Genomic DNA, 19,691 nt, shown 5'->3' on the forward strand with positions numbered 1-19,691 from the left:
AATAAGAAACTAAAAGTTTCTCAAACATCTGGCTTTAATCATGTTGCATGATTATTTGCATTGTTTAGTTTTCAAAGAACAATCTGTTCAGCACTCTTTCGAAGTGCCTGTCGCTTCAAGCGACTCATTTATCTTATCGCATTCAGCTTAGCTTGTCAAGAACTTTTTTAATTTCTTTTTTCAAGTTTTTCGAACCCTCTCAGTGCCTTGCCAGTCAAGGCTTGCTGCACCGTTTCGCGTCCGTATCTGTCAGCGACTTGTATTATATTACACGAGTCTTGTGCATATGTCAACACCTTTTTTAAAATAAATTAAAAAAAACAGTCAGTACGCAAAAGTACTGACTGTTTTTCGTCTAACTGGGCTTGAAATAGACGGTTATACTCGTCCCTTTATCTACCAGGGTATTCATTTCTATACTCTGTCCCACGGCATAGCCAGAACCTTCACTTTGGAAGGACAGGCCTCTGTCCGCAGCCAGGCCGGCAGCCTCGCGCAAGCTCTTGCCGCTGAAGTCCGGCACCAGAATTTTCCCATCAGGGATTTCCCCTGTATAAAGTCTGGCCGGCTTATGCTGTGGCTTTTTCTCCTCAGCCTCCATACCAGCAAAGGGGTCACTTGACGGTTCTATATGCATATAACGCATCAGCTGGGCAAATATCCGTCCGGCCACCGGTGCGGCAATCTGACCGCCATAAAAGTTCCCCGTACCCGGGTCGTCAATCATCACCAGCACTGTAAGTTTGGGGTCTTCCACCGGCGCAAAACCACAGAAGGACGCTATATAACGGCCGTCCATATAGCCGCTGCCGTCCTCACGGATTTTTTGTGCCGTACCGGTCTTACCAGCAATACGATAACCACGCACAGCGGCTTTAGAACCGCCGCCGCTGGCTACAACCTGCTCCAAAAGCCCCATCAGCGTTTTATCCGTAGCAGAATCTATTACCCGGCGCACTTCTTTCTTGCCGCGTTCCTCATACATACTGCCATCGGCATTACGAATAGACTTTACAATATGCGGTTTCAACAGTACACCATCGTTGGCAATAGCTGACATAGCTGTCACCAGCTGCAACGGCGTCACAGCGATACTTTGCCCGATAGCCGAGGTAGCCATATCGGACTCACGCATATCCTCAGGATTGAACAGGATACCGCTTTCCTCCCCCGGCAGGTCAATCCCCGTGGGTTCACCGAAACCAAAGTTTTTGGCATAACTCATCAGACGGTCTGCACCTAAACGCAGGCCGACCTGGGCAAAACCGGTATTCAGCGACTGTTTTACCACGTCGGTAAAAGTAACCGTACCAAAACTTTCACCATTCCAGTTTTGAATACGCCGCCCGGACACCATAACATACCCGGGGTCCACAAAAACCTGATTCGGCGTAACCACTTTTTCCTGCAGGGCCGCGCCGGCTACTACAGACTTAAAGGTCGAACCCGGTTCATAAATAAAGGACACCGCCCGGTTCTTCCAGATTTCCGGGTTGTAATCCCAGAAACGGTTGGGGTTATACGACGGCCGCGACGCCATCGCCAGCACTTCCCCCGTCTTGGGGTCCATTACTACACAGGTAACCGCCTTCGGGTTATTTTCAGCAATTGCCCGGTCAAGCTCCTGCTCCACAATAAACTGTATCGAACTGTCAATTGTCAGCTCAATGGTTTTGCAGGCATCGCCGGCATAGCGCCGCCGGCTGGAAAAGATAGAATCAAGTATTGGCCGGTCCTGTCTGTCCGTCGTCAGGTAGGTTTCCTTGACCTCGCCCTTCAGCATTTTGTCCAGTGCCTGCTCCACGCCGTCCAGACCTTTGTCGTCCGTACCCACAAAGCCAATAACATTGGCTGCCAGTACATCATTGGGATAGTAGCGCTTGGCCTCATCCCGGAAATTAAGGCATGATACATAGTTTTTCTCACGAATTAACTGACGAACTGCCTCATACTCCGCCTGTTCCATACGCCGTTTTACCCAGACAAAGCCGCCGCCCACAGCAATATCGTCAAGAATCTCCTGTTCGGACTTACCGATAAGCGGCGCGAGGTTAGCAGCTACCTCCTGTGGATTTTCCACATGTGACGGGTCAATGTACAGGGATTTGGTCATCGTGCTGACCGCCAGTTCGCGGCCATTACGGTCTAAAATAGCCCCACGCGGACTCTGAATCGCATAGTCCTGCCCGACCTGAGCCTTCATGCGTTCGCCCAGGGAATTCCCCTGTACCAGCTGCAGCCAGCCATAGCGGAATATCAATAGAATTACACAGCCCAGCATGATTGCCGCCAAAAAAGCCACGCGCTGCTGAACATTATGCTGCTCCAGTTTCATCAATTAGTCTCCTGTCTGCCGCTGTTTTTCAGCAGGGTATCCCTCAGCTTGCCCTCAATCTGTACAAGCTCAGCCTCAGCGGCCTGCCGTTTAGCCCGGCCATTCTGCTGTATTTTTATCGTTTCTTCAATGGTGTTAATCAGCCGTTCATTGACCTCACGCACGGTTTCAATATCCACAATACTGCGCTCGTTTTCCTCAGCTGTTTCAATGCTGTTCTGCTGGAGCATCTCTGCATTGCGGCGCAGCAGCTCGTTGGTGGTATTGCTGACCGCCTGCTGCATACGCAGTACATCCTGCTGTGCCTGCAGCCCCAGGGCGATAACCAGCTGATTTTTCCAGAGGGGAATTGTGCTGTAAATAGCCGTCTGCACCCGGTCAATAAGGGCCTTGTCATTGTTCTGAATCAGCCGTATCTGCGGTGCCGACTGGATAGCGATGGTTTTACTTATCTTTAAATCATGAACCTTCTTTTCAAAACGGTTGACACTGGCCTCAAAGTCAGCCACTACCTGTACCGCCATCGGGTCACCGGATTCGGCCGCCTGTTGGCGCAGCTTGGGCAAAGTAACTTCGCGCATTTCCGTCAGTTTTTCTTCGCCGGCCTGAATATACAGCTGCAGCTGCTTGAAATAGCTGAGATTTTCCGCATATAGTTTATCAAACAGAGCCACGTCCTTCATCATTTTCAGTTTGGCCTGCTCGAGATTTCCCTGAATCCGTTCCACCTGTGTGGACAGCTTTTCATACCCCTGCTTAATATCCTCGCCTTTTTTCACCAGACTGCCTACCAGGGGGATTTTCTTCAGAAAACTGCTGTTCCCTTCCGGCTCAAACTCCCGTACCTGCGTCACCAGACTGGACAGCAATTCGCCCACAGGGCCGCTGTCTTTCGTGCGTACCTGCGATAAAACGCTGTCGGAAAACTCCGCGATTTTCTGCTGGGCCGGTGCCCCAAAGCGCAAAATCGCCGTGGAATCTGTCAAATCTAGTTCATCTTTTATTTTATCCACCTTGCTCCGTTCCTCCGGAGTCAGGTCATTTACCACTTTTTCCACCTGCGCCGTCATAACTTCCGCCGACGGCAGATTATCAGGTGTAACATCAGCTGTTGCCAGCCCCTGCTTTGCTTTCATCAAATCTTCCAGCTTTACTTCCATTTTCAGCCCTCCCATTTAGCGATAATACTGCTCGTAAAAATCATCCACCGGCATGAAGAAATAGCGGATACCCTCAACAATGGATATCAGCGTCGGTATCATGGTCCAACACAAAACAATATAGGCAATACCCCATTTGCTTTTGCCCTGATAAAACTTATGCGCACCAAAAGTCCCCAAGCAAATCGCCAGACCGCTCATAATCGCTTTTTGCACCAGCACCGCTGACCGCAGATTATCCGGTGTATGTATTTTCTCCTTACGGCGCTTTTTTTCCTGCCCGTTCACTCTGCTGACAGCAGAAACACGCGGACGCTTTTTCCGCCCAATACCCGTGGACGCCGGTGTCTGCGCAGCGTTAATCTCTGCCGGCGCACCGTTGCCATTTGCCTGACCGTTGCTGATGCCCTCGGCCTCAAAAGACTGCTGCATTACCGTGAGTTCCGCATCCATATCCAGCAGCTGATTGTTGATTATTTTGGTAAATTCCGCTCCATAGGCCTCGTCAAAACTGAACAGCGTTTCCTTCAACCGGGCTTTTACCTGACGCACCTGGTCCGTTTCCAGCTTGGTTTCCTCGAGCTCACTGTACTGTTCACTGAGGCTGGCCGCCCGGTCCTGATAATAGTGAATAAAACGTCCGGCCGACGCAATCCGCTCCGGATGTTTCTCCACATAGTCTAAAAGTCTGGCAGCCTCCTGCTGCATAAGGCCGAGCTGCTGGCTCATCTGGCTGTCCCGGATTTTATGCCGTGCCGCCTCCACACGTTCATAATCAGCCCGGGCCTTTTCCCAATCAGCCAGAGCTTTATCAGCCTGTTCAGCGGCCAGCTGCCCAATGTCCAGCTTACGGACTTCCGCCTGTGGCAGCTGTCCCCGATAAATGCATATCCCCATCACTGCGAGCAGCAACAGCCCCACCGCATCATAGTCATGTATTATAAGATAAATGCCGCCGACACCGGCTAACAATGCCAGCAGGCCATACACATTGCGCATTACCATCGCCCCCAAGTATAATTTTATTTTCATTATACCACAAAGCCGTCCCGGTTTGGGACGGCTTTAGTTTACCAATGATATTTTTCACCACGGTTAATTTTAAAGGCGCGGTAAATCTGTTCCACCAGCAGAAGTCTTACCATCTGGTGCGTAAATGTCATGCGCGAAAAGCTCAGCAATTCATCGGCCGACCGCCGCACTTCCGGCGACAAGCCAAAGGCACCGCCAATCAAAAAAGTGATATTGCTGCGCCCTGTCAGCGCCAGTTTATCCAGCGAGGCCGCGAGCTCTTCTGAGGATTTCTCCTTGCCAAAAACATCCAACACAAAGAGGTAGCTGCCCTCCGGCACGAGCTTTAACAGCTTTTCGCCTTCTTTTATGAGCACCTGTTCCTTCTCGGCAGCTGACGGTGAGTCCGGCATTTTTTCCTCATGAACTTCCCGTATTTCCACCTGCGCAAAGGGTTTCAAGCGTTTCATAAACTCCGCGATACCTGCCGACAGATACTTCTCTTTGATTTTTCCGGCACAAACAATGGTTATCTTCATCAGCGGTTATCCTGCGGCATTTCTTCCAACACCACATCAGCATTACGGCTGGCACCATTGCGGTCATAGGTAACTTTTACCGTGTCACCGACCTTATAGGACGCCACCTTGGCCCGCAGGTCAGCTACACTATTGACTTCTTCATCATTGACCTTGAGGATGATATCGCCGCGCTGCAGGCCGGCTTTGCCGCAGGGGCCATTCAGCGTGAGCTGGAATACATACACACCCTTGTCAATGTTCAGCTGATAGCCATAACGGCCAGCCGTCTGAGGGTCAAATACCGACACGCCCAGATAAGGACGGGCCACATACCCCTTGTTCATGATTTCATCAATGATATTCTGCACCGTGTTGATAGGAATAGCAAAGCCCATGCCCTCAACACCATTGGCCGCTACCTTGGCGCTATTGATCCCGATGACCTCGCCATCAGCATTCACCAGCGCGCCGCCAGAGTTGCCCGGATTGATGGCTGCGTCCGTCTGAATGAGTTTAACCAGCTTGTCGCTGATATCGAGCGTTCTATTTAACGCACTGATAACACCGCTGGTGACACTCCCCTGGAATTCCAGTCCCATCGGATTGCCGATGGCAATCGCCGGCTCGCCAACAACGATTTTATCAGAATCACCGAACTTCGCCGTTGGCAAGTCCTTGGCCTCAACCTTTACCACCGCCAGGTCAGTCAGGGCGTCAGCGCCAATCAGTTTGCCTTTCAGGCTGCGGCCGTCCGGCATGGATACGATAAGTTCCTTGGCTCCACTCACCACATGATTGTTGGTGACAATATAGCCATCCTCACGGAAGATAACGCCAGAGCCCACGCCCTGCGTTTCCACGGGATTATTGAACCAGTCACGCGCCACAGCCTTGTTGGTGATACCCACCACAGCCGGGCCTACCATCTTTGCCGCCCGTACTACCGGTGTATTCCGGGCGTCAGATAATTTTATATCGCTGCTTGTCTGCTGCACAGCCTTGCTGCTGACAGCCCCGGCCGAATTATCGCTGGCCGTACCAGCAGAACAGCCGGAAAATGATATTGCTGATAACGCCAGCATTGCGGTCATTATAAGAGAAGTTTTCTTTTTCACAAAAATCCCTCCAATTTTACATAAAGTGACAGCCCACCATTTCAGTTTGGCTGGCCACCGTCAAATCAAGATTCAGTCCCTGACCTTCCAAAATACTCTGTACGGTTGTTTCCGCCAGTTCCGGCCGGTTATTCTCCTCAGACAAGTGGGCTAAAAACACTTTCTCCGGACGCTTTTGCATGCGAATCAGCGCCCAGGCAGCGTCGGAATTAGCAAGATGCCCACGATTCGAGAGAATCCGCCTTTTCAACGGCCAGGGATAAGCTCCCTGTTTTAAAACTTCGGGGTCATGGTTAGATTCCAGAATAAGAACGTCTGCGCCTTCCAAGGCAGCCTGCACGCTGGAAGTCACAAAGCCCAAATCCGTGGCTATGGTAACATTTTTTCGCCCCCACAGGCGATATCCCACCGGTTCAGCCGCATCATGCGGAATATTAAAGGCCTCCACCTGAAGTCCCTTTACAGAAAAGCGTTCCCCAATAGGACAAAAACACTCCGCCGGAATCGACGAACGTTCTTTCATGTTTGCAATGGTACCAGGCCGGGTATAAATAGGCAGGTGATACCACTTGCACAACGTAACCAGGCCGGCTACATGGTCACGATGTTCGTGCGTGATGAGCACGCCGTCCAGGTCTGACGCCTCCACGCCAAAACTGGCTAGTCCTTTTTTTATTTTCGTGGCACTAATGCCAGCGTCAATCAGCAGTTTCGTGCCATCCATTTCCACAAAAACAGCATTTCCCTTGCTGCCGCTGGCCAAAATCCTAACCTGCATTCCCACGGCTCCTATCATAACACTTGATTCTGTAAACTATCTGCAAAAGCAAGACATACACATTATAACGCCGTTTTTCGAGTTTTGCCATAGGCAAAAAGCCCGGCATAACTATTTTCGGAGCGTTTGACGCGTCAGCGTCTCAGCGGAGAAAACAGTTATGCCGGGCTTTAACAGCCACGATGTCTTAACGAATCAAACCGTGGTAAATATTAGATGCTGTACACACGTACGGAGCTGGAGTTGCCCTTACCAGCCTTAACACCGGAAGTGATGATGGTCATGTCGCCACGCTGTACATAGCCTTCCTTAACAGCAGCAGCCGTAGCGTTGCTGAGCATTTCATCGGCATCGCTCCACATGGAACCGAGTACCGGATATACGCCCCAACGGAGGTTCAGCTGACGCAGAGCTTTTTCACTCGGCGTATAAGCTACGATAGCAGCCTTCGGACGATACTTGGATACAACTTTCGTCGTGTAACCGGATTCAGTCGGCGTAATGATAGCCGGAACGTCGAGTTCATAAGCCATCTGTACCGTAGCATGTGCAATAGCACGCGTACGGGATTTCAAATGCTGCAGACCGCGTTCTACAAACAGTTCCTTATATTCGAGGGAGCTTTCGATGCGCTGTGCAATGCGGTTCATCGTAGAAACAGCCTCTACCGGATAATCACCGGATGCCGTTTCGCCGGACAGCATGATTGCATCCGTACCATCGAGGATAGCGTTACCAACGTCGGATACTTCAGCACGCGTCGGACGCGGATTACGTTCCATGGAGTCAAGCATCTGCGTAGCAACGATAACCGGTTTGCCGGCAGCATTACACTTACGGATGATTTCCTTCTGGATAAGGGGCACATCTTCTGCCGGAACTTCTACGCCCAGGTCACCACGGGCAACCATGATGCCGTCGGAAACTTCGAGAATGGCATCGAAGTTCTTAACACCTTCGAGGTTTTCAATCTTCGGAATGATTTCCATGCGGCCATTGTGCTCTTCGATAAGCTTACGGATAGCCAGTACGTCATCCGGACGCTGAATGAAGGATGCGGCTACGAAATCCATATCCTGTTCGCAGCCAAAGATGATATCCTTAGCATCCTGTTCGGAGATAGGAGGCAGACCAAGGGATACGCCCGGAGCAGCTACACGCTTACGCGTGCTCATCTTGCCGCTGTTCTGGATAGTCGTAACGATATCCTTGCCCTTGATTTCATCGACTTTGAGTGCTACAAGACCATCGGAAAGGAGCAGCGTGTCGCCCGGCTTTACTTCCGTGTAGAGGCCTTTATGGTTTACGGAAACATGAGTTTCGTCACCCGGTACATCATCATAAGTCAAAGTGAACTGGTTGCCCTTTTCCAGCATAACCTTGCCATCTTTGAACTCGCCCAGACGCATTTCCGGGCCTTTGGTATCGAGGATTAAAGAGATAACCTTGCCAGCCTTCTTGGCAGCTTCACGTACCATGTTGATACGGCCAAGATGTTCTGCATGGTCACCATGAGAGAAGTTGAAACGTGCGCAGTTCATGCCATTGGCAATCAATTCTTCAATTACGCCCGGTTTCTCTGTGGACGGACCCTGCGTGCAAACGATTTTCGTCTTTTTTAACATGTTGTAAACCCCACCTATTCTTTTACTACATATTATATATTTAGACGGACACCTCCCGTCAGGGAGTCGCTGTATGGCGTCCTGTCTACGGCCTGATTTAAAGGGGAAAATCCCCCCCACTAGCTACTATTCTACACTCTTTGTCCCCATAAGTAAAACATTTTCCACGAAAATCTGCCGAAAAAAATATTTTCTGAAAAGACGTTCATTGCTTGAAATTTATTGCCTTTGTTCAGTGCAATAGCTCAAGGCTATCCATATTGATTGAAATTGTTCCCAGCCGCAAAAAAGCCTTATCATTTCCCGAGAAACTGACGATATAACTATAGGGAGAGTCTTGAACTTTTCTACTATCTTTCGCGAAAGGAGGTTTTATCATGTCTACCATTTCGGCAATGGCCAGAGATACGTACACGATGTACAAGATGGCCCAAGGCGGTACTCAGTCGACAACCGCAGCCCAAAAAGCGGCCGCTAAGGCAGAAGAAAGCACCAGCACAGCCTCTGCTCAGGACAAAAGCTATGCTGCAGCAGCTGCCAACGTCAGCCGGCTGAGCAATTTGGTTGGCTCCTTTGATTCAGCTTACACGAACAAGAAAACCAACGCCGCCCAGGATTCCATCAGCAGCCTTTGGTCAGGATACACTAATTCCAGCTCAACCGGCATCGCTGACTTGTCAGCTCTTTCCGGCGTGTCCAGCAGTGCAGCCGGCCTGGTTAATTCCTACAACGAGGCCAAGTCCACATTCCAGACACAGCTCAAGGCTTATATGGGCGATTTGAAAAATTCTGCCCAGACGGTCAGAAACATGAGCTACGAATTCAGTGCCCAAGACATCACCGAGGCGGAAGACGGCAGCAAGACATACAGCGATGGCCTTAAAAATGCCATCAAGAATGTCAAGCAGCTGGTTTCTGACTACAACGACGCGCTGGACCTCACCAGTGACTACAGCAGCGTCGGCAAACGAATGGAATCACTCCATAAGTCCTTTGCCGACACCACCTACCGGGCTGACACCTACAAACAGCTCGGCATCTCGGTGGACAGCAAGACTGGCAAGATGACTGTCGATGAAGACAAACTTGCCACAGCCCTCACCGAAAACGGCGACCGCGCCAAAACGGCTTTAGGCGCCAACGGCCTCGCAGGCAAAGCCGAACAGCACCTCACTCAGGCCAACAGCCAAAGTGAACACCTGTTCCCGTCCATGCAAAGCATGTTTGGCGACTCCATCAAAACCGCGTCGGCCTACACGAACCCCAAAGTACTGAACGCCTCCGTCCAGTACGGCATGATTGGCAACCTTTTCAGTTCGATGTTTTAAAGAGGGCCAACAAAAAGGGAGACTGTACAAGCACTATCACTTGCTACAGTCTCCCTTTTTATTTTTTCTCTTCCGGTAAATCCCCCAATGCATACTCACAGCACTGCTTCACCAGATTATTGACGGAAACATTCTTCTCCTTTGCCACCTGCTCGAGCTTGTCCAACAGTTCCTGCGGAAACCGAAACGTTTTATTCACCATATCCTGACTCTGTTTTACGACAAACATCTACTATCACCTCCATGAGCAAATTTTATCTATCTTTCATATCTGAAAGCCTAATTTTTCCTATTATCTCATTCGTTTTCTGCTGCATTACCCCCTCATCATACCGTGCCTCCACATTAACCCTCAATAAAATTCCCCTGCTCATCAAACATAAAACAGCGGTCAAAGTCACCATCCCAGGCCACACCGGCGTCAGCCCCAAACTTGCGCACAGCATTAGCCGTAGCCTCACGATTATCCGGCAGTAATGGATTGGGCACACCATTGGGAAAATTCCCATCTGGCTGATGGTGAACCTTCACCAGTTCAAACGGCAGATACTTCTCCATTACCTGCCGCACCATTGCCAGCATTGACCACAACTTTCAACGGTTTTAATTTTGACATGTCAACCTTACGAATCTGCCGGAACACACGCTGCGCCATAGAGATATACTCTCCATCCACCTGCGGAAACAGGGGAATAAACTGTTTCGAACGGATATCATTGGACAGCGGCCACAAACGCTTACCAAAGCCGCCGGATAATAAAACTATATGCAATATTTGTTCCTCCCTGTTGAAATAGTATTGGGGCAAGTTTTATAATATGTTATAATCTAGGTAAGGAGCGTGATACATTATGCCAGAAATAACACGGTTTTACGGTATCATCATCAAAATGTTCTTCAAACCAAAGGAACATGAACCTAGCCATATACATGCGCTTTACGGTGAATACGTTGGCGAATTCAATATCCGTAGCTTTGAGATGATAGAGGGGGACTTACCTCCCAAAGCCCAGGAACTTGTAACGGAATGGTTACAAATGTACCATAAGGAACTGCAAGAAATGTGGGACACACAACTTATTCGTAAACTACCGCCTTTGAAATAGGAGGTGCCTGCTATGATTCCTCGCATTACAAAAATAGAACCACGTGAAAACTATATCTTATATGTAATTTTCGACGACGGAAAAAAAGTTCTCTATGATGTAAAAGATGATATTCACACCTTGCCTACATATCGTAATTTAATGACCGAGCCCGGTCTTTTTCAAAACTTTCAAATTGACGAAAGCCGTACTTGCGTATTTTGGAATGACGAAATTGATTTAGCCAGCGATATTATTTATGAATACGGCCTATCCTGCTAGTGTATTTATTGACGAGTCAATTTGACTCGTCATTTTTCTTACAAAGACATAGGAAACAATATAGTCATACTTATTACTGGAATAAACTGTTTCGAGCGGATATCATTGGACAGCGGCCACAAACGCTTACCAAAGCCACCGGATAATAATACGATATGCAAATAATCACTCCTAAACATTAATATAATTGATTTGACTCGATATATACTTTGATATATACTTTTAAAAAAGGGGTGATGATTATGCTTACAGCAAAAATTTTCCAAAACGGACGAAGTCAGGCCGTTCGCTTGCCTAAAGAGTATCGTTTCAATGAAAGTGAAGTTCTCACACACAAAGTCGGTGATGTACTTATGATCTTCCCCAAATCACAGGAAGACAACTGGAATATGTTGCTGACCAGCCTTGATTTGTTCAGTGATGATTTCATGGCTGATGGCCGCGATATCCCACAGGCACAAGAAAGGGATGCACTATAATGTATATGCTTGACACCAATATCTGCATATTCGCTATCAAGAAACGTCCCGATAAGGTCATAGCTCGGTTGCAAACCCACAAACCCTCAGAAATCTGCATATCTTCTATTACCTACGCCGAACTTTGCCATGGTGTGGAAAAAAGTCAAGCAAAAGCCAGAAACCGGCTGGCACTCACATTGTTCCTCTCTGCCATAAACATTATGCCTTTTGACGACCTAGCCGCGTATGAATATGGTAAAGTACGAGCCGCCTTAGAATTAAACGGCACGCCTATAGGACCGCTTGATACACAGATAGCTGCACATGCAAAAGCATTGAATATGACATTGGTAACCAACAACACCCGCGAATTCAAACGTGTAGAAGGATTAAAAATTGAAGACTGGGCAAATGAATAACTGTTATGCATGACGAGTCAAATTGACTCGTCATTTTATTATGCCTTTTGGTATGAACACCCTAAATAATTTCCGAATCTGTCTATAGATATAATTCATGATTTGTCTCAACTACGACCGCATCCATAGCATTATCAAATCTTTTTTCTAACTTCTTGCATATTTATTATCATCTCAAACTTCACACATCCGAAACAAGCCTCCTATCAAGCGTAACATCGGGGGGTGACTGCTAAAACAGCAACTTCATGCACACCGTTCTAGGCATCTGTGCCATAATTTAGGCAGATTTTCCAAGAAGGAATCCAGCATGGCATTTAGTTCTTTTTCAAGGAAAAGCCATTTTTCCGTTATCATGGATACAAGTTTTTTCAAAACCATAATCAGCGCATCCATGTACTGTAAATCCTGCAATTCATCGCACGAGACATAGAATAATTCACCAATACTCCGTTTATCGGTTTTTCTGCGTTGTTCCAGAGATAATAGCATATATCTGGCCAAGACAATGGACACATGAGCTGTCATTGCATCATAAGACATGGTTCTGCTCTCTTTGCCAAGCTTAAGATACGATTTGCACATTTTGAAGAAGACTTCTATATTCCAGCGTTTGCCATAGGTTTTAATGATTTCTTCTTCGGACAGATTAACATCCGTAGAAACCAAAATCAGATAATCCTGTCGGTTGTTCCTGTTTCTTACAAAGACCAGTTTTACCGGAATGGCTTGTTTTCCTTTTACGACTTCCGCCTCCACGGAAAGAAGATATAGGGAACGGCCACGGCGCTTCTTTGCTGCTCGGAAAATTGCAGGCGCGCTTTGCATCCGTCCGCTGTAGCGAAAATGAATTTTTTCACTCTTCTTGACCATGCCAATGACATCGTAGCCAATATCCTTGACTTGCAGCAATGAAGATGGCGAACAGAACCATGTATCAAAAAGAACATACTTTGCCGGAATCTCAGCGGCTTTTGCATCTTTCAGCAAGGTCAGCATCACGCTGGTAGCCTTGGTCTGCGCAGTTTGCCGCCATTGCTTCTGGCATCAATAGATGCGGATGCTTCCTGTAGCCGGTTTTCACGCTCGGTAGAGGATAGCAGACACTGACTCAATGGCAGGAAAGAATTTCCATCGCTCCAGCCAATAGTCCGCAGCCCCCCCTCGTTTCAATTTACCGGTCTTTTTGGCTTCATGCGCAAATACAGCACCAAACAAGCCACTTCCCACAATTAAATAATCGAACATCATATTAATCTCCAACCCCATCAATTATTTTTGCATTTGATCAGCCATAGCCAAAGCACGTTCTAGCGCCTGATCCATATTGTAATACTTAAAGTCAGCCAATCTTCCACAGCAGTAAAAATTACATATCTGCTTTGCTCTCTCCTGATATCTGCCTGCTAATGCGATACTTTCTTCTGTCAAAACTGGATAATATGTTTCCTGCTTTTCACCTTTTTTATACGGCAAGGAGTATTCCACCGCATAGCTTGTACCTGTTACATTCTGTACAGGCATTTTTTTATACTCAGTAATTCTAGTGTACCCCTCAGCCTGCGGGTATGCTGTGACGGGGTACGGCTGCAAACTGTCTATATCCTCATGATGCCATTCAAATTTGAGAGAACGATAGGGCAGCGCCCCTTCATCCATGCCAAAAAGTTCGTCCAACGCACCGGTATAGACAATCTTATATGGAGAAACTTCACCATCCAGCAAGATTTTTTGCCATCTGTCGATACAAACAGGTGTTCCAAAACATCTATACCTAACTTCACTTCAATATTTTCATGCGATAGTAAGTTATGGAAAAAATCGCAATAACTGTGAACAGGCATCACTTGATATTTATCATCGAAGTATCCTTCATCATAAGAAAATCTTAACGGCACACGCTTCAATACGCTCGGATCAATCTTATCTGGCGATATTCCCCATTGCTTGGCAGTATACAGACTGTAATCCTTGGCAAACAGAAATTCACCGTATTTTCGTACAATCTCATTTGCACAAGACAGGACCTCTACCACCGTAGCGGTCGTTCTATCACCAAAAACACTCTTTATCTGCTGTTTGAGTTCTTCCGCTTCCTGTTCAGTATAAAACGTTTCTATCGTGGAAAAGTTAAACGGTGTTGGGGTAAATTTACCATCGATTTGTGCCCCACATTGCAGTGCATACGGTTCCCATTTCTCATGCTGAAGCATGAACTCATATAGTTCTTATCATTCGTATGAAATGTATGCGGGCCATATTTATGGACATTTATGCCATACTCATCTTTATAGTCATACATATTGCCGCCGATATGAGAGCGTCTCTCCCATATCGTAACCTTATGACCATTATCTGCTAATTTTCTGGCAATCACCGCACCACTAAGACCAGCACCAACTACTAAATATTCCATCTTAGAAGGCTCCATACTCATCCACATATTCATTGAAGAACGGCAATTGTTTATCTTTGTCTGCTAGAATCAGATTATCCACACCGCCGATTTTTTCCAATGGCCACTCTACTCCTATTTCCGGGTCATTCCAGCGAATGCCACCATCGAATTCTCCATAGAACTTTTCAGCGCATTTGTATGAGACAATAGAATCCTCCAGCACAAGATAACCATGAGCACATCCTGCTGGAACCAAAAGTTCATTATGTTTTTCTCCATACAAATCAAAGCCTAACCACTTTTTAAAGGTAGGGCTGTCCTTGCGCATATCCACCACTACATCATATACATGCCCCGTGACACAGCGCACTAATTTTGGCTGCTGTTTTTCTCGCTGAAAATGTAATGCACGTATAACGCCCTTATGGGATGTGGTGTAAAAGACTTCGGCTAATTCATGGTCAATACCATTGTTTTTAAACACTTCCCTGGAGTAATCCTTAGTAAAACAGCCGCGCACGTCCTCTGCGTTGAAAGGAGTAACTTCGATAAGTCCCGGAATTATTGTTTCCTTAAATTCAAATTTTGTATTCATCTGTCCATCACCTTCGCATAAGCAATCAGTTCATAAATCCAGCCATCCAGTCACGTGTCTTTTTCGCACCTTCTGCAAAACTTATCTCGGCGTGAAATCCAGTATCCTGCTCAGTATCATGACCATCAAAATAGCTAATAGGCAAGTTGATACCTGTGAACGGCACATCTCCAAAAATGAACTCCCTGTCAGGAGCGATTGCTGCCTTCATCTCCAGCAAGAACTCTTTCAATGGACGTGCCTGCGAACTGCCAATCATGTATTCACAAAACGGCTTGCCCTTCTCACCTATCAAACAAAAAGCCTTTGCCACATCATCAATGTACACAAAATCATAGTTCTGCGTGCCAGCCGTGAAACATGGAGTCTCTCCCTGCAGGATTTTCCGGATTGTACTGTTGACCAAACGAGGGCTGATTTCCCCCGCACCATAAGCATTAGTAATCATAGGCCAGATAAATTCAATCCCAATATTTGCAGCTACGGATTTTGCCATAACATGAGCAATGAGTTTTCCACCGCCATAGATATACCCCATACCGGGCTTATTTTCTCGAGCAAAGGCCGCCGCCACCGTCTCATGTTCCATAATACTGCCAGCACCAACGAAACGCTTACAACCTAATTCTTTCGCCAAACGCAACGCATCAACTGTCCATTGCGCATTATCCAACTGCAAGGCTGTGTCTGCCCGTGCAGCACCTGCCGCACCTTTCCAGGCAAAGTGATAGAATACATCGCAACCAATATCTTCTTTAGTGTGAGATTTTGCAAAATCATTTGTCCGTTCCAAATCAAACGAACATACCGTCAATAACTCAGACTGCGGCAAATTGTCGCACTTACCATCATGGCAGAGTGCCACCACACGGATTTCCTGCTGAAGTAACTGACGCACGACATGACTGCCTATAAAGCCATTTGCCCCTGTGACAATAGCACCTTTCATATACTTAAACCTCTTTCGTATTACAAAAATTCATACATCATAAACTTTACCTGCTTGTTTTTATGTCGAATAAGACATATAATAATCACAAGGAGGTAACTATGTACAACATTGAGTTCTACACCACCGAAGATGGCAAGAAACCCGCTAAAGATTTTATTTTCACGCTAAATGAGAAAATGCAGGCAAAGATGTTACGAAATCTTGACCTTTTGGAAACCAACGGCCCAGCTCTGCGAATGCCTTATTCTGAAGCACTGGAAGATGGTATCTTCGAATTACGCTCCAAGGAATCCTCTAACATCACACGGGTTTTCTACTTCTTCTATGTCGGCAAGAAAGCAATTCTCACTAACGGATTTGTGAAAAAGTCACAAAAGACACCCAAAAGAGAATTGGCTCTTGCAAAAAAATACAAAGCAGATTATGAAAGGAGATATCCTCATGAGTGAATACAGCGAATTCAAACAGGAACTGCTGAAAAATCCCGTTGTCAAAGCCGAATATGATGCTCTTGCCCCGGAATACGACATTATTCAGGCCATGATTGCTGCCCGCAAGGAACAGAATATCACTCAAAAAGAGCTTTCCCTGCGTACAGGCATCACACAGGCAGATATCAGCCGCATCGAAAACGGCAATCGCAATCCGTCATTGAACATGCTCAAAAAACTGGCCAAAGGTCTTGGTATGACACTTCGGGTCGAATTCGTAGCAGATACCGCACATTAACATCTAACATCAAACTTCCATAAATTTACGGATTTGTTCTTCCATAACCGCAGAAATATCTTTTCCCTGCTGCCATGCTTTCGCCCAAACCACTGTTTCTCTCAGCGCCTCTTTTATATGCCACCTTGGCTGCCAGCCAAGGTGACTTTTTATTTTAGAACAATCCAGCTTAAGGAAATTAGCCTCATGCGGCCCTTCCACGCTGATATTTTTCCACGTAAGCCCTTCGCCCCAATGACGGCAGAAAATATCGGTCAGCTCGCCGGTGGTCACACAGTCGCATTCATCGGGACCAACATTGTACCAATCCGCATATTTGCCATCTTCATACTGTGCCTGTGCAATCAACAAGTAAGCATAAAGCGGTTCCAGCACATGCTGGTATGGACGAGTGGAATTCGGATTGCGTACTTCAATGTTCTGCCCTGCAAAAGCTGCCCTTATGCAATCCGGCACAATGCGGTTCACAGAAAAATCACCACCGCCAATCACATTTCCTGCCCGCGCCGTGGAAATTGCACAGCGGCCATCAATGAAGAAACTCTTCTTGTAACTATGGGTTACCAACTCCGAACAGCTCTTACTATTGGAATACGGATCATAACCATCCAAAGGCTCATTTTCCCGATACCCCCAGGGCCATTCCTTGTTCTCATAGACCTTGTCCGTAGTAACGTTCAGAAATGATTTGACGCTTTCCGCCTGCCGTACACATTCCAAAATATTGACTGTGCCCATCACATTAGTTTCGTAGGTCAGCACCGGCTCTTTGTAGCTTTCAATGACAATCGGCTGCGCCGCTAGATGCAACACAATCTCCGGTTGGACTTCAGCAAAGACCTGCATCAGCTTTTCTCGGTCGCGGATATCGCCAATGACTGAATTTATCCTCGCTTCGATGCCAGCCTCACGGAAAACCTTGCCACCTTCTTCCGTAGGCGATTCCAAGGAATAGCCCGTAACAGCTGCCCCAAACATCGTAAGCATATTGCATAGCCACATTCCCTTGAAACCAGTATGTCCTGTGACCAGCACCTTTTTATCCTTATAAAAATCCGGATTTAACTTCATTTATCCCACACTTTCCATGGTGCCTTGCCTACCAGCCACATTTCTTCCAATTTCTGCTTATCCCGCAGAGTGTCCATGCACTGCCAGAATCCTTTGTGCTTATAGGCCATAATCTCACCATCATCCGCAAGATGTTCCATCGGGTCGCATTCAAACATCACATTAGATTGAATATAATCGAAAATTTTCGGTTCCAATACCATATAGCCACCATTGATATAACCGACATCATCCCGGCTCTTTTCCCGGAACGACTGTACATTATCCCCATTCAAATCCAAGATACCGAAACGGCCTTCTGGCTTTACGGCAGTCAGCGTACAGGCCTTGCCATGGGATTTATGGAACTCTACCAAAGCTTTCAAATTCACATCACAAACACCATCACCATATGTCATCAGGAATGGTTCATCCCCAACGTAATCCTGAATTTGCTTAATACGCCAGCCAGTCAAAGAATCCAAACCTGTATCAACCACCGTCACTTTCCACGGCTCAAAATCTGTGGAAATAATCCCACGATGCTCTCGCTCACCATCTACACGGAAATCAAAAGAAATATCACTTGCTTGAAGGAAATAATGCGCAAAATAATTCTTTATATACTCCTGCTTGTAACCAGCACAAATGATGAATTCATCGAAACCATAATGCAAGTATTCCTTCATGATATGCCAAAGGATTGGCTTGCCACCGATTTCAATCATAGGCTTTGGCTTGAATTGCGATTCTTCACTAATTCTGGTACCGAAACCACCGGCTAATAGTACAACCTTCATTTATAGGCTCCCCCTAGCTTTTTTATCTTTTTAATGATTCGAACCCACAAATATGGACGAATAAACTTCAATATGTTTCGGTAAAAAAATACCGATAGTGAGTTCTTATAATTTAAAACATCTTTTATATCACGATAATCAACATCAACATTAAAAAGTTTACACGAATTCATTCCGTCATGAATAAAAGCATTTTGATGCATATGATAAAAGAGCTTGAACACACGATTTACACGATTTGACACAGCCTTATTTTGCTCGTAATTATACAGTAAGAACTGACGTAAGGTCTGGGGATTCATGGATTCATTCGCCGCAATCCTATATTGCATCAACGTTTTACCTAACCTATATACGTAACCATAACCTGCCTGCAACTTGCACATGAAATTAGCATCTGCTGCAGGATAATAATCTTCATCAAAACCGCCCATAGCCATCGCCTCATTCTTTCTAAAAGCAAATCCAGCTATCGAAACAGGACAAGTCTTGAAATAAAAATCGATCATGGATAGTTTCTTTACTTTTCCATCATACAAACCAACATCCGTCACTTCACTCTCAGCATTTATCAATTCATGTTCTACACCGATAGCCACACAATCACTATTTATTTTCGTTACATTTAAGATATTTTCTACATAATCCGGCTTCATCTTATCATCATCATGCAAAATAGCAATCCACGGCGAATCCGCCACTTCAATACAACGATTGAAATTTCCAAACATCCCGATATTCTTCTCATTCTTATAATACATGACCTTATCTTCTGGATAAGATTTCACTATATCGTAAATATCGTCATTTTCTGCTGTATTATCAACAACGATGATATTATAGACATGCTTCGTATTCTGATTCAGCGCACTTTCGATAGCTTCGCGGATAAATTCCACACGCTTATACACTGGTATGACAATCGATATTTCAGCTTTAGCATTTTTCTTTCCATGCAAAAGGAGAGATTTTACGTTTCGATACTTTGTAAAATGATCATCCCTATTAAAAAAATCATACTTATCATACGTTACAATATCCATATTT

General features: G+C 46.3%; 24 protein-coding genes and 3 pseudogenes. 7 read left to right on the plus strand and 20 right to left on the minus strand.

Annotation, left to right across the window (positions count from 1 at the left end):
• Positions 1-355: 355 nt before the first annotated feature.
• The 7 genes from DL94_RS0111655 to pyk form a co-directional block, all read right to left on the minus strand.
• The gene (locus DL94_RS0111655) at positions 356-2,335 is read right to left on the minus strand and encodes a penicillin-binding protein (protein ID WP_028130303.1); all 1,980 of its coding nucleotides are present in this window, start codon (positions 2,333-2,335) and stop codon (positions 356-358) included.
• Positions 2,335-3,495, minus strand: a complete 1,161-nt coding sequence (locus DL94_RS0111660; RefSeq protein ID WP_051586441.1) for a toxic anion resistance protein — start codon at positions 3,493-3,495, stop codon at positions 2,335-2,337. Before DL94_RS0111660 ends, DL94_RS0111655 begins: the two co-directional genes overlap by 1 nt.
• Positions 3,496-3,510: 15 nt before the next feature.
• Positions 3,511-4,527 (minus strand): 5-bromo-4-chloroindolyl phosphate hydrolysis family protein, encoded by a 1,017-nt coding sequence (locus DL94_RS16340; RefSeq protein ID WP_081798817.1) that lies wholly within the window; start codon positions 4,525-4,527, stop codon positions 3,511-3,513.
• A 38-nt stretch (positions 4,528-4,565) separates the two neighbouring features.
• Positions 4,566-5,045, minus strand: coding sequence for a 23S rRNA (pseudouridine(1915)-N(3))-methyltransferase RlmH (rlmH, locus tag DL94_RS0111675; RefSeq protein WP_028130305.1), 480 nt, complete (start codon positions 5,043-5,045; stop codon positions 4,566-4,568).
• Positions 5,045-6,118, minus strand: coding sequence for a S1C family serine protease (locus tag DL94_RS0111680; RefSeq protein WP_051586460.1), 1,074 nt, complete (start codon positions 6,116-6,118; stop codon positions 5,045-5,047). The genes rlmH and DL94_RS0111680 overlap by 1 nt, the downstream gene beginning before the upstream one ends.
• A 40-nt stretch (positions 6,119-6,158) precedes the next feature.
• Positions 6,159-6,920: an MBL fold metallo-hydrolase gene (locus DL94_RS0111685; protein WP_028130307.1), complete on the minus strand. Its 762-nt coding sequence runs from the start codon at positions 6,918-6,920 to the stop codon at positions 6,159-6,161.
• A 212-nt stretch (positions 6,921-7,132) separates the two neighbouring features.
• Positions 7,133-8,545 (minus strand): pyruvate kinase, encoded by a 1,413-nt coding sequence (pyk, locus tag DL94_RS0111690; RefSeq protein WP_028130308.1) that lies wholly within the window; start codon positions 8,543-8,545, stop codon positions 7,133-7,135.
• A 377-nt stretch (positions 8,546-8,922) separates the two neighbouring features.
• On the opposite strand from pyk, the gene fliD reads away from it, so the two are divergent.
• Positions 8,923-9,873 carry a flagellar filament capping protein FliD gene (gene fliD, locus DL94_RS14825; RefSeq protein ID WP_051586442.1) on the plus strand — a complete coding sequence of 317 codons (951 nt, stop codon included), beginning with the start codon at positions 8,923-8,925 and terminating at the stop codon, positions 9,871-9,873.
• Positions 9,874-9,931: 58 nt separating this feature from the next.
• Here fliD and DL94_RS15695 read toward each other — a convergent pair whose 3' ends face one another.
• Positions 9,932-10,102: an Arc family DNA-binding protein gene (locus DL94_RS15695; RefSeq protein ID WP_072023123.1), complete on the minus strand. Its 171-nt coding sequence runs from the start codon at positions 10,100-10,102 to the stop codon at positions 9,932-9,934.
• Positions 10,103-10,221: 119 nt separating this feature from the next.
• Positions 10,222-10,645: pseudogene (locus tag DL94_RS16475) on the minus strand (sugar phosphate nucleotidyltransferase); the annotation flags it as partial.
• A gap of 79 nt (positions 10,646-10,724) precedes the next feature.
• Here DL94_RS16475 and DL94_RS0111720 point away from each other — a divergent pair.
• Together DL94_RS0111720 and DL94_RS0111725 are read left to right on the plus strand one after the other, a co-directional pair.
• A complete protein-coding gene (locus tag DL94_RS0111720; protein ID WP_028130311.1) occupies positions 10,725-10,979 on the plus strand; it encodes a DUF4160 domain-containing protein in 255 nt (84 codons plus the stop codon).
• Positions 10,980-10,991: 12 nt separating this feature from the next.
• Entirely contained in the window at positions 10,992-11,240 is a 249-nt protein-coding gene (locus DL94_RS0111725; RefSeq protein ID WP_028130312.1) for a DUF2442 domain-containing protein, read from the plus strand.
• A gap of 74 nt (positions 11,241-11,314) precedes the next feature.
• Here DL94_RS0111725 and DL94_RS16170 read toward each other — a convergent pair.
• Positions 11,315-11,401: pseudogene (locus tag DL94_RS16170) on the minus strand (sugar phosphate nucleotidyltransferase); the annotation flags it as partial.
• A gap of 81 nt (positions 11,402-11,482) precedes the next feature.
• On the opposite strand from DL94_RS16170, the gene DL94_RS0111730 reads away from it, so the two are divergent.
• Together DL94_RS0111730 and DL94_RS0111735 are read left to right on the plus strand one after the other, a co-directional pair.
• A complete protein-coding gene (locus DL94_RS0111730) occupies positions 11,483-11,719 on the plus strand; it encodes a type II toxin-antitoxin system antitoxin VapB (RefSeq protein ID WP_028130313.1) in 237 nt (78 codons plus the stop codon).
• Positions 11,719-12,120 carry a type II toxin-antitoxin system tRNA(fMet)-specific endonuclease VapC gene (locus tag DL94_RS0111735; protein ID WP_231464695.1) on the plus strand — a complete coding sequence of 134 codons (402 nt, stop codon included), beginning with the start codon at positions 11,719-11,721 and terminating at the stop codon, positions 12,118-12,120. Before DL94_RS0111730 ends, DL94_RS0111735 begins: the two co-directional genes overlap by 1 nt.
• A gap of 246 nt (positions 12,121-12,366) precedes the next feature.
• Here DL94_RS0111735 and DL94_RS14830 read toward each other — a convergent pair whose 3' ends face one another.
• From DL94_RS14830 to DL94_RS0111760, 7 genes and pseudogenes are all read right to left on the minus strand, one after another.
• On the minus strand, positions 12,367-13,110 hold the full coding sequence (locus tag DL94_RS14830) for an IS4 family transposase (RefSeq protein ID WP_231464698.1): 744 nt from the start codon (positions 13,108-13,110) through the stop codon (positions 12,367-12,369).
• A gap of 90 nt (positions 13,111-13,200) precedes the next feature.
• Positions 13,201-13,371 (minus strand): hypothetical protein, encoded by a 171-nt coding sequence (locus DL94_RS16345; RefSeq protein ID WP_197020751.1) that lies wholly within the window; start codon positions 13,369-13,371, stop codon positions 13,201-13,203.
• Positions 13,372-13,392: 21 nt separating this feature from the next.
• Positions 13,393-13,845: a UDP-galactopyranose mutase gene (locus DL94_RS16555; protein WP_255326892.1), complete on the minus strand. Its 453-nt coding sequence runs from the start codon at positions 13,843-13,845 to the stop codon at positions 13,393-13,395.
• A 41-nt stretch (positions 13,846-13,886) separates the two neighbouring features.
• Positions 13,887-14,333, minus strand: a pseudogene (locus DL94_RS16610) (UDP-galactopyranose mutase); the annotation flags it as partial.
• Positions 14,237-14,536, minus strand: a complete 300-nt coding sequence (locus DL94_RS16360) for an FAD-dependent oxidoreductase (protein WP_197020754.1) — start codon at positions 14,534-14,536, stop codon at positions 14,237-14,239. The pseudogene DL94_RS16610 and the gene DL94_RS16360, both read right to left, overlap by 97 nt.
• 1 nt (position 14,537) lies before the next feature.
• The gene (gene rfbC / locus DL94_RS0111755) at positions 14,538-15,113 is read right to left on the minus strand and encodes a dTDP-4-dehydrorhamnose 3,5-epimerase (RefSeq protein ID WP_028130315.1); all 576 of its coding nucleotides are present in this window, start codon (positions 15,111-15,113) and stop codon (positions 14,538-14,540) included.
• A gap of 25 nt (positions 15,114-15,138) precedes the next feature.
• Positions 15,139-16,062, minus strand: coding sequence for an NAD-dependent epimerase/dehydratase family protein (locus DL94_RS0111760; RefSeq protein ID WP_028130316.1), 924 nt, complete (start codon positions 16,060-16,062; stop codon positions 15,139-15,141).
• Positions 16,063-16,163: 101 nt separating this feature from the next.
• Between DL94_RS0111760 and DL94_RS0111765 the strand changes: the two genes are divergently transcribed.
• Positions 16,164-16,514 carry a type II toxin-antitoxin system RelE/ParE family toxin gene (locus DL94_RS0111765; protein WP_028130317.1) on the plus strand — a complete coding sequence of 117 codons (351 nt, stop codon included), beginning with the start codon at positions 16,164-16,166 and terminating at the stop codon, positions 16,512-16,514.
• Positions 16,507-16,794, plus strand: coding sequence for a helix-turn-helix domain-containing protein (locus tag DL94_RS0111770; protein WP_028130318.1), 288 nt, complete (start codon positions 16,507-16,509; stop codon positions 16,792-16,794). The genes DL94_RS0111765 and DL94_RS0111770 overlap by 8 nt, the downstream gene beginning before the upstream one ends.
• Positions 16,795-16,803: 9 nt before the next feature.
• Here the strand turns inward: DL94_RS0111770 and rfbG are convergent, their stop codons facing one another.
• The 3 genes from rfbG to DL94_RS15430 are packed head-to-tail and all read right to left on the minus strand — an operon-like array spanning position 16,804 to position 19,687.
• Positions 16,804-17,865: a CDP-glucose 4,6-dehydratase gene (gene rfbG, locus DL94_RS0111775; RefSeq protein WP_028130319.1), complete on the minus strand. Its 1,062-nt coding sequence runs from the start codon at positions 17,863-17,865 to the stop codon at positions 16,804-16,806.
• Entirely contained in the window at positions 17,862-18,644 is a 783-nt protein-coding gene (gene rfbF / locus DL94_RS0111780) for a glucose-1-phosphate cytidylyltransferase (RefSeq protein WP_028130320.1), read from the minus strand. Before rfbF ends, rfbG begins: the two co-directional genes overlap by 4 nt.
• The gene (locus tag DL94_RS15430) at positions 18,641-19,687 is read right to left on the minus strand and encodes a glycosyltransferase family 2 protein (protein ID WP_028130321.1); all 1,047 of its coding nucleotides are present in this window, start codon (positions 19,685-19,687) and stop codon (positions 18,641-18,643) included. Before DL94_RS15430 ends, rfbF begins: the two co-directional genes overlap by 4 nt.
• Positions 19,688-19,691 lie beyond the last annotated feature (4 nt).

It is taken from the genome of Selenomonas sp. AE3005, assembly GCF_000686945.1.
In the GTDB taxonomy this organism is placed as follows: domain Bacteria; phylum Bacillota; class Negativicutes; order Selenomonadales; family Selenomonadaceae; genus Selenomonas_A.

What these genes read in the sequence shown, in the direction of transcription:
- DL94_RS0111655 (WP_028130303.1), bottom strand. Translation starts at nt 2,335, where the DNA reads ATGAAACTGGAGCAGCATAATGTTCAGCAGCGCGTGGCTTTTTTGGCG.
- DL94_RS0111660 (WP_051586441.1), bottom strand. Translation starts at nt 3,495, where the DNA reads ATGGAAGTAAAGCTGGAAGATTTGATGAAAGCAAAGCAGGGGCTGGCA.
- DL94_RS16340 (WP_081798817.1), bottom strand. Translation starts at nt 4,527, where the DNA reads ATGAAAATAAAATTATACTTGGGGGCGATGGTAATGCGCAATGTGTAT.
- rlmH (WP_028130305.1), bottom strand. Translation starts at nt 5,045, where the DNA reads ATGAAGATAACCATTGTTTGTGCCGGAAAAATCAAAGAGAAGTATCTG.
- DL94_RS0111680 (WP_051586460.1), bottom strand. Translation starts at nt 6,118, where the DNA reads ATGACCGCAATGCTGGCGTTATCAGCAATATCATTTTCCGGCTGTTCT.
- DL94_RS0111685 (WP_028130307.1), bottom strand. Translation starts at nt 6,920, where the DNA reads ATGCAGGTTAGGATTTTGGCCAGCGGCAGCAAGGGAAATGCTGTTTTT.
- pyk (WP_028130308.1), bottom strand. Translation starts at nt 8,545, where the DNA reads ATGTTAAAAAAGACGAAAATCGTTTGCACGCAGGGTCCGTCCACAGAG.
- fliD (WP_051586442.1), top strand. Translation starts at nt 8,923, where the DNA reads ATGTCTACCATTTCGGCAATGGCCAGAGATACGTACACGATGTACAAG.
- DL94_RS15695 (WP_072023123.1), bottom strand. Translation starts at nt 10,102, where the DNA reads ATGTTTGTCGTAAAACAGAGTCAGGATATGGTGAATAAAACGTTTCGG.
- DL94_RS0111720 (WP_028130311.1), top strand. Translation starts at nt 10,725, where the DNA reads ATGCCAGAAATAACACGGTTTTACGGTATCATCATCAAAATGTTCTTC.
- DL94_RS0111725 (WP_028130312.1), top strand. Translation starts at nt 10,992, where the DNA reads ATGATTCCTCGCATTACAAAAATAGAACCACGTGAAAACTATATCTTA.
- DL94_RS0111730 (WP_028130313.1), top strand. Translation starts at nt 11,483, where the DNA reads ATGCTTACAGCAAAAATTTTCCAAAACGGACGAAGTCAGGCCGTTCGC.
- DL94_RS0111735 (WP_231464695.1), top strand. Translation starts at nt 11,719, where the DNA reads ATGTATATGCTTGACACCAATATCTGCATATTCGCTATCAAGAAACGT.
- DL94_RS16345 (WP_197020751.1), bottom strand. Translation starts at nt 13,371, where the DNA reads ATGATGTTCGATTATTTAATTGTGGGAAGTGGCTTGTTTGGTGCTGTA.
- DL94_RS16360 (WP_197020754.1), bottom strand. Translation starts at nt 14,536, where the DNA reads ATGGAATATTTAGTAGTTGGTGCTGGTCTTAGTGGTGCGGTGATTGCC.
- rfbC (WP_028130315.1), bottom strand. Translation starts at nt 15,113, where the DNA reads ATGAATACAAAATTTGAATTTAAGGAAACAATAATTCCGGGACTTATC.
- DL94_RS0111760 (WP_028130316.1), bottom strand. Translation starts at nt 16,062, where the DNA reads ATGAAAGGTGCTATTGTCACAGGGGCAAATGGCTTTATAGGCAGTCAT.
- DL94_RS0111765 (WP_028130317.1), top strand. Translation starts at nt 16,164, where the DNA reads ATGTACAACATTGAGTTCTACACCACCGAAGATGGCAAGAAACCCGCT.
- DL94_RS0111770 (WP_028130318.1), top strand. Translation starts at nt 16,507, where the DNA reads ATGAGTGAATACAGCGAATTCAAACAGGAACTGCTGAAAAATCCCGTT.
- rfbG (WP_028130319.1), bottom strand. Translation starts at nt 17,865, where the DNA reads ATGAAGTTAAATCCGGATTTTTATAAGGATAAAAAGGTGCTGGTCACA.
- rfbF (WP_028130320.1), bottom strand. Translation starts at nt 18,644, where the DNA reads ATGAAGGTTGTACTATTAGCCGGTGGTTTCGGTACCAGAATTAGTGAA.
- DL94_RS15430 (WP_028130321.1), bottom strand. Translation starts at nt 19,687, where the DNA reads ATGGATATTGTAACGTATGATAAGTATGATTTTTTTAATAGGGATGAT.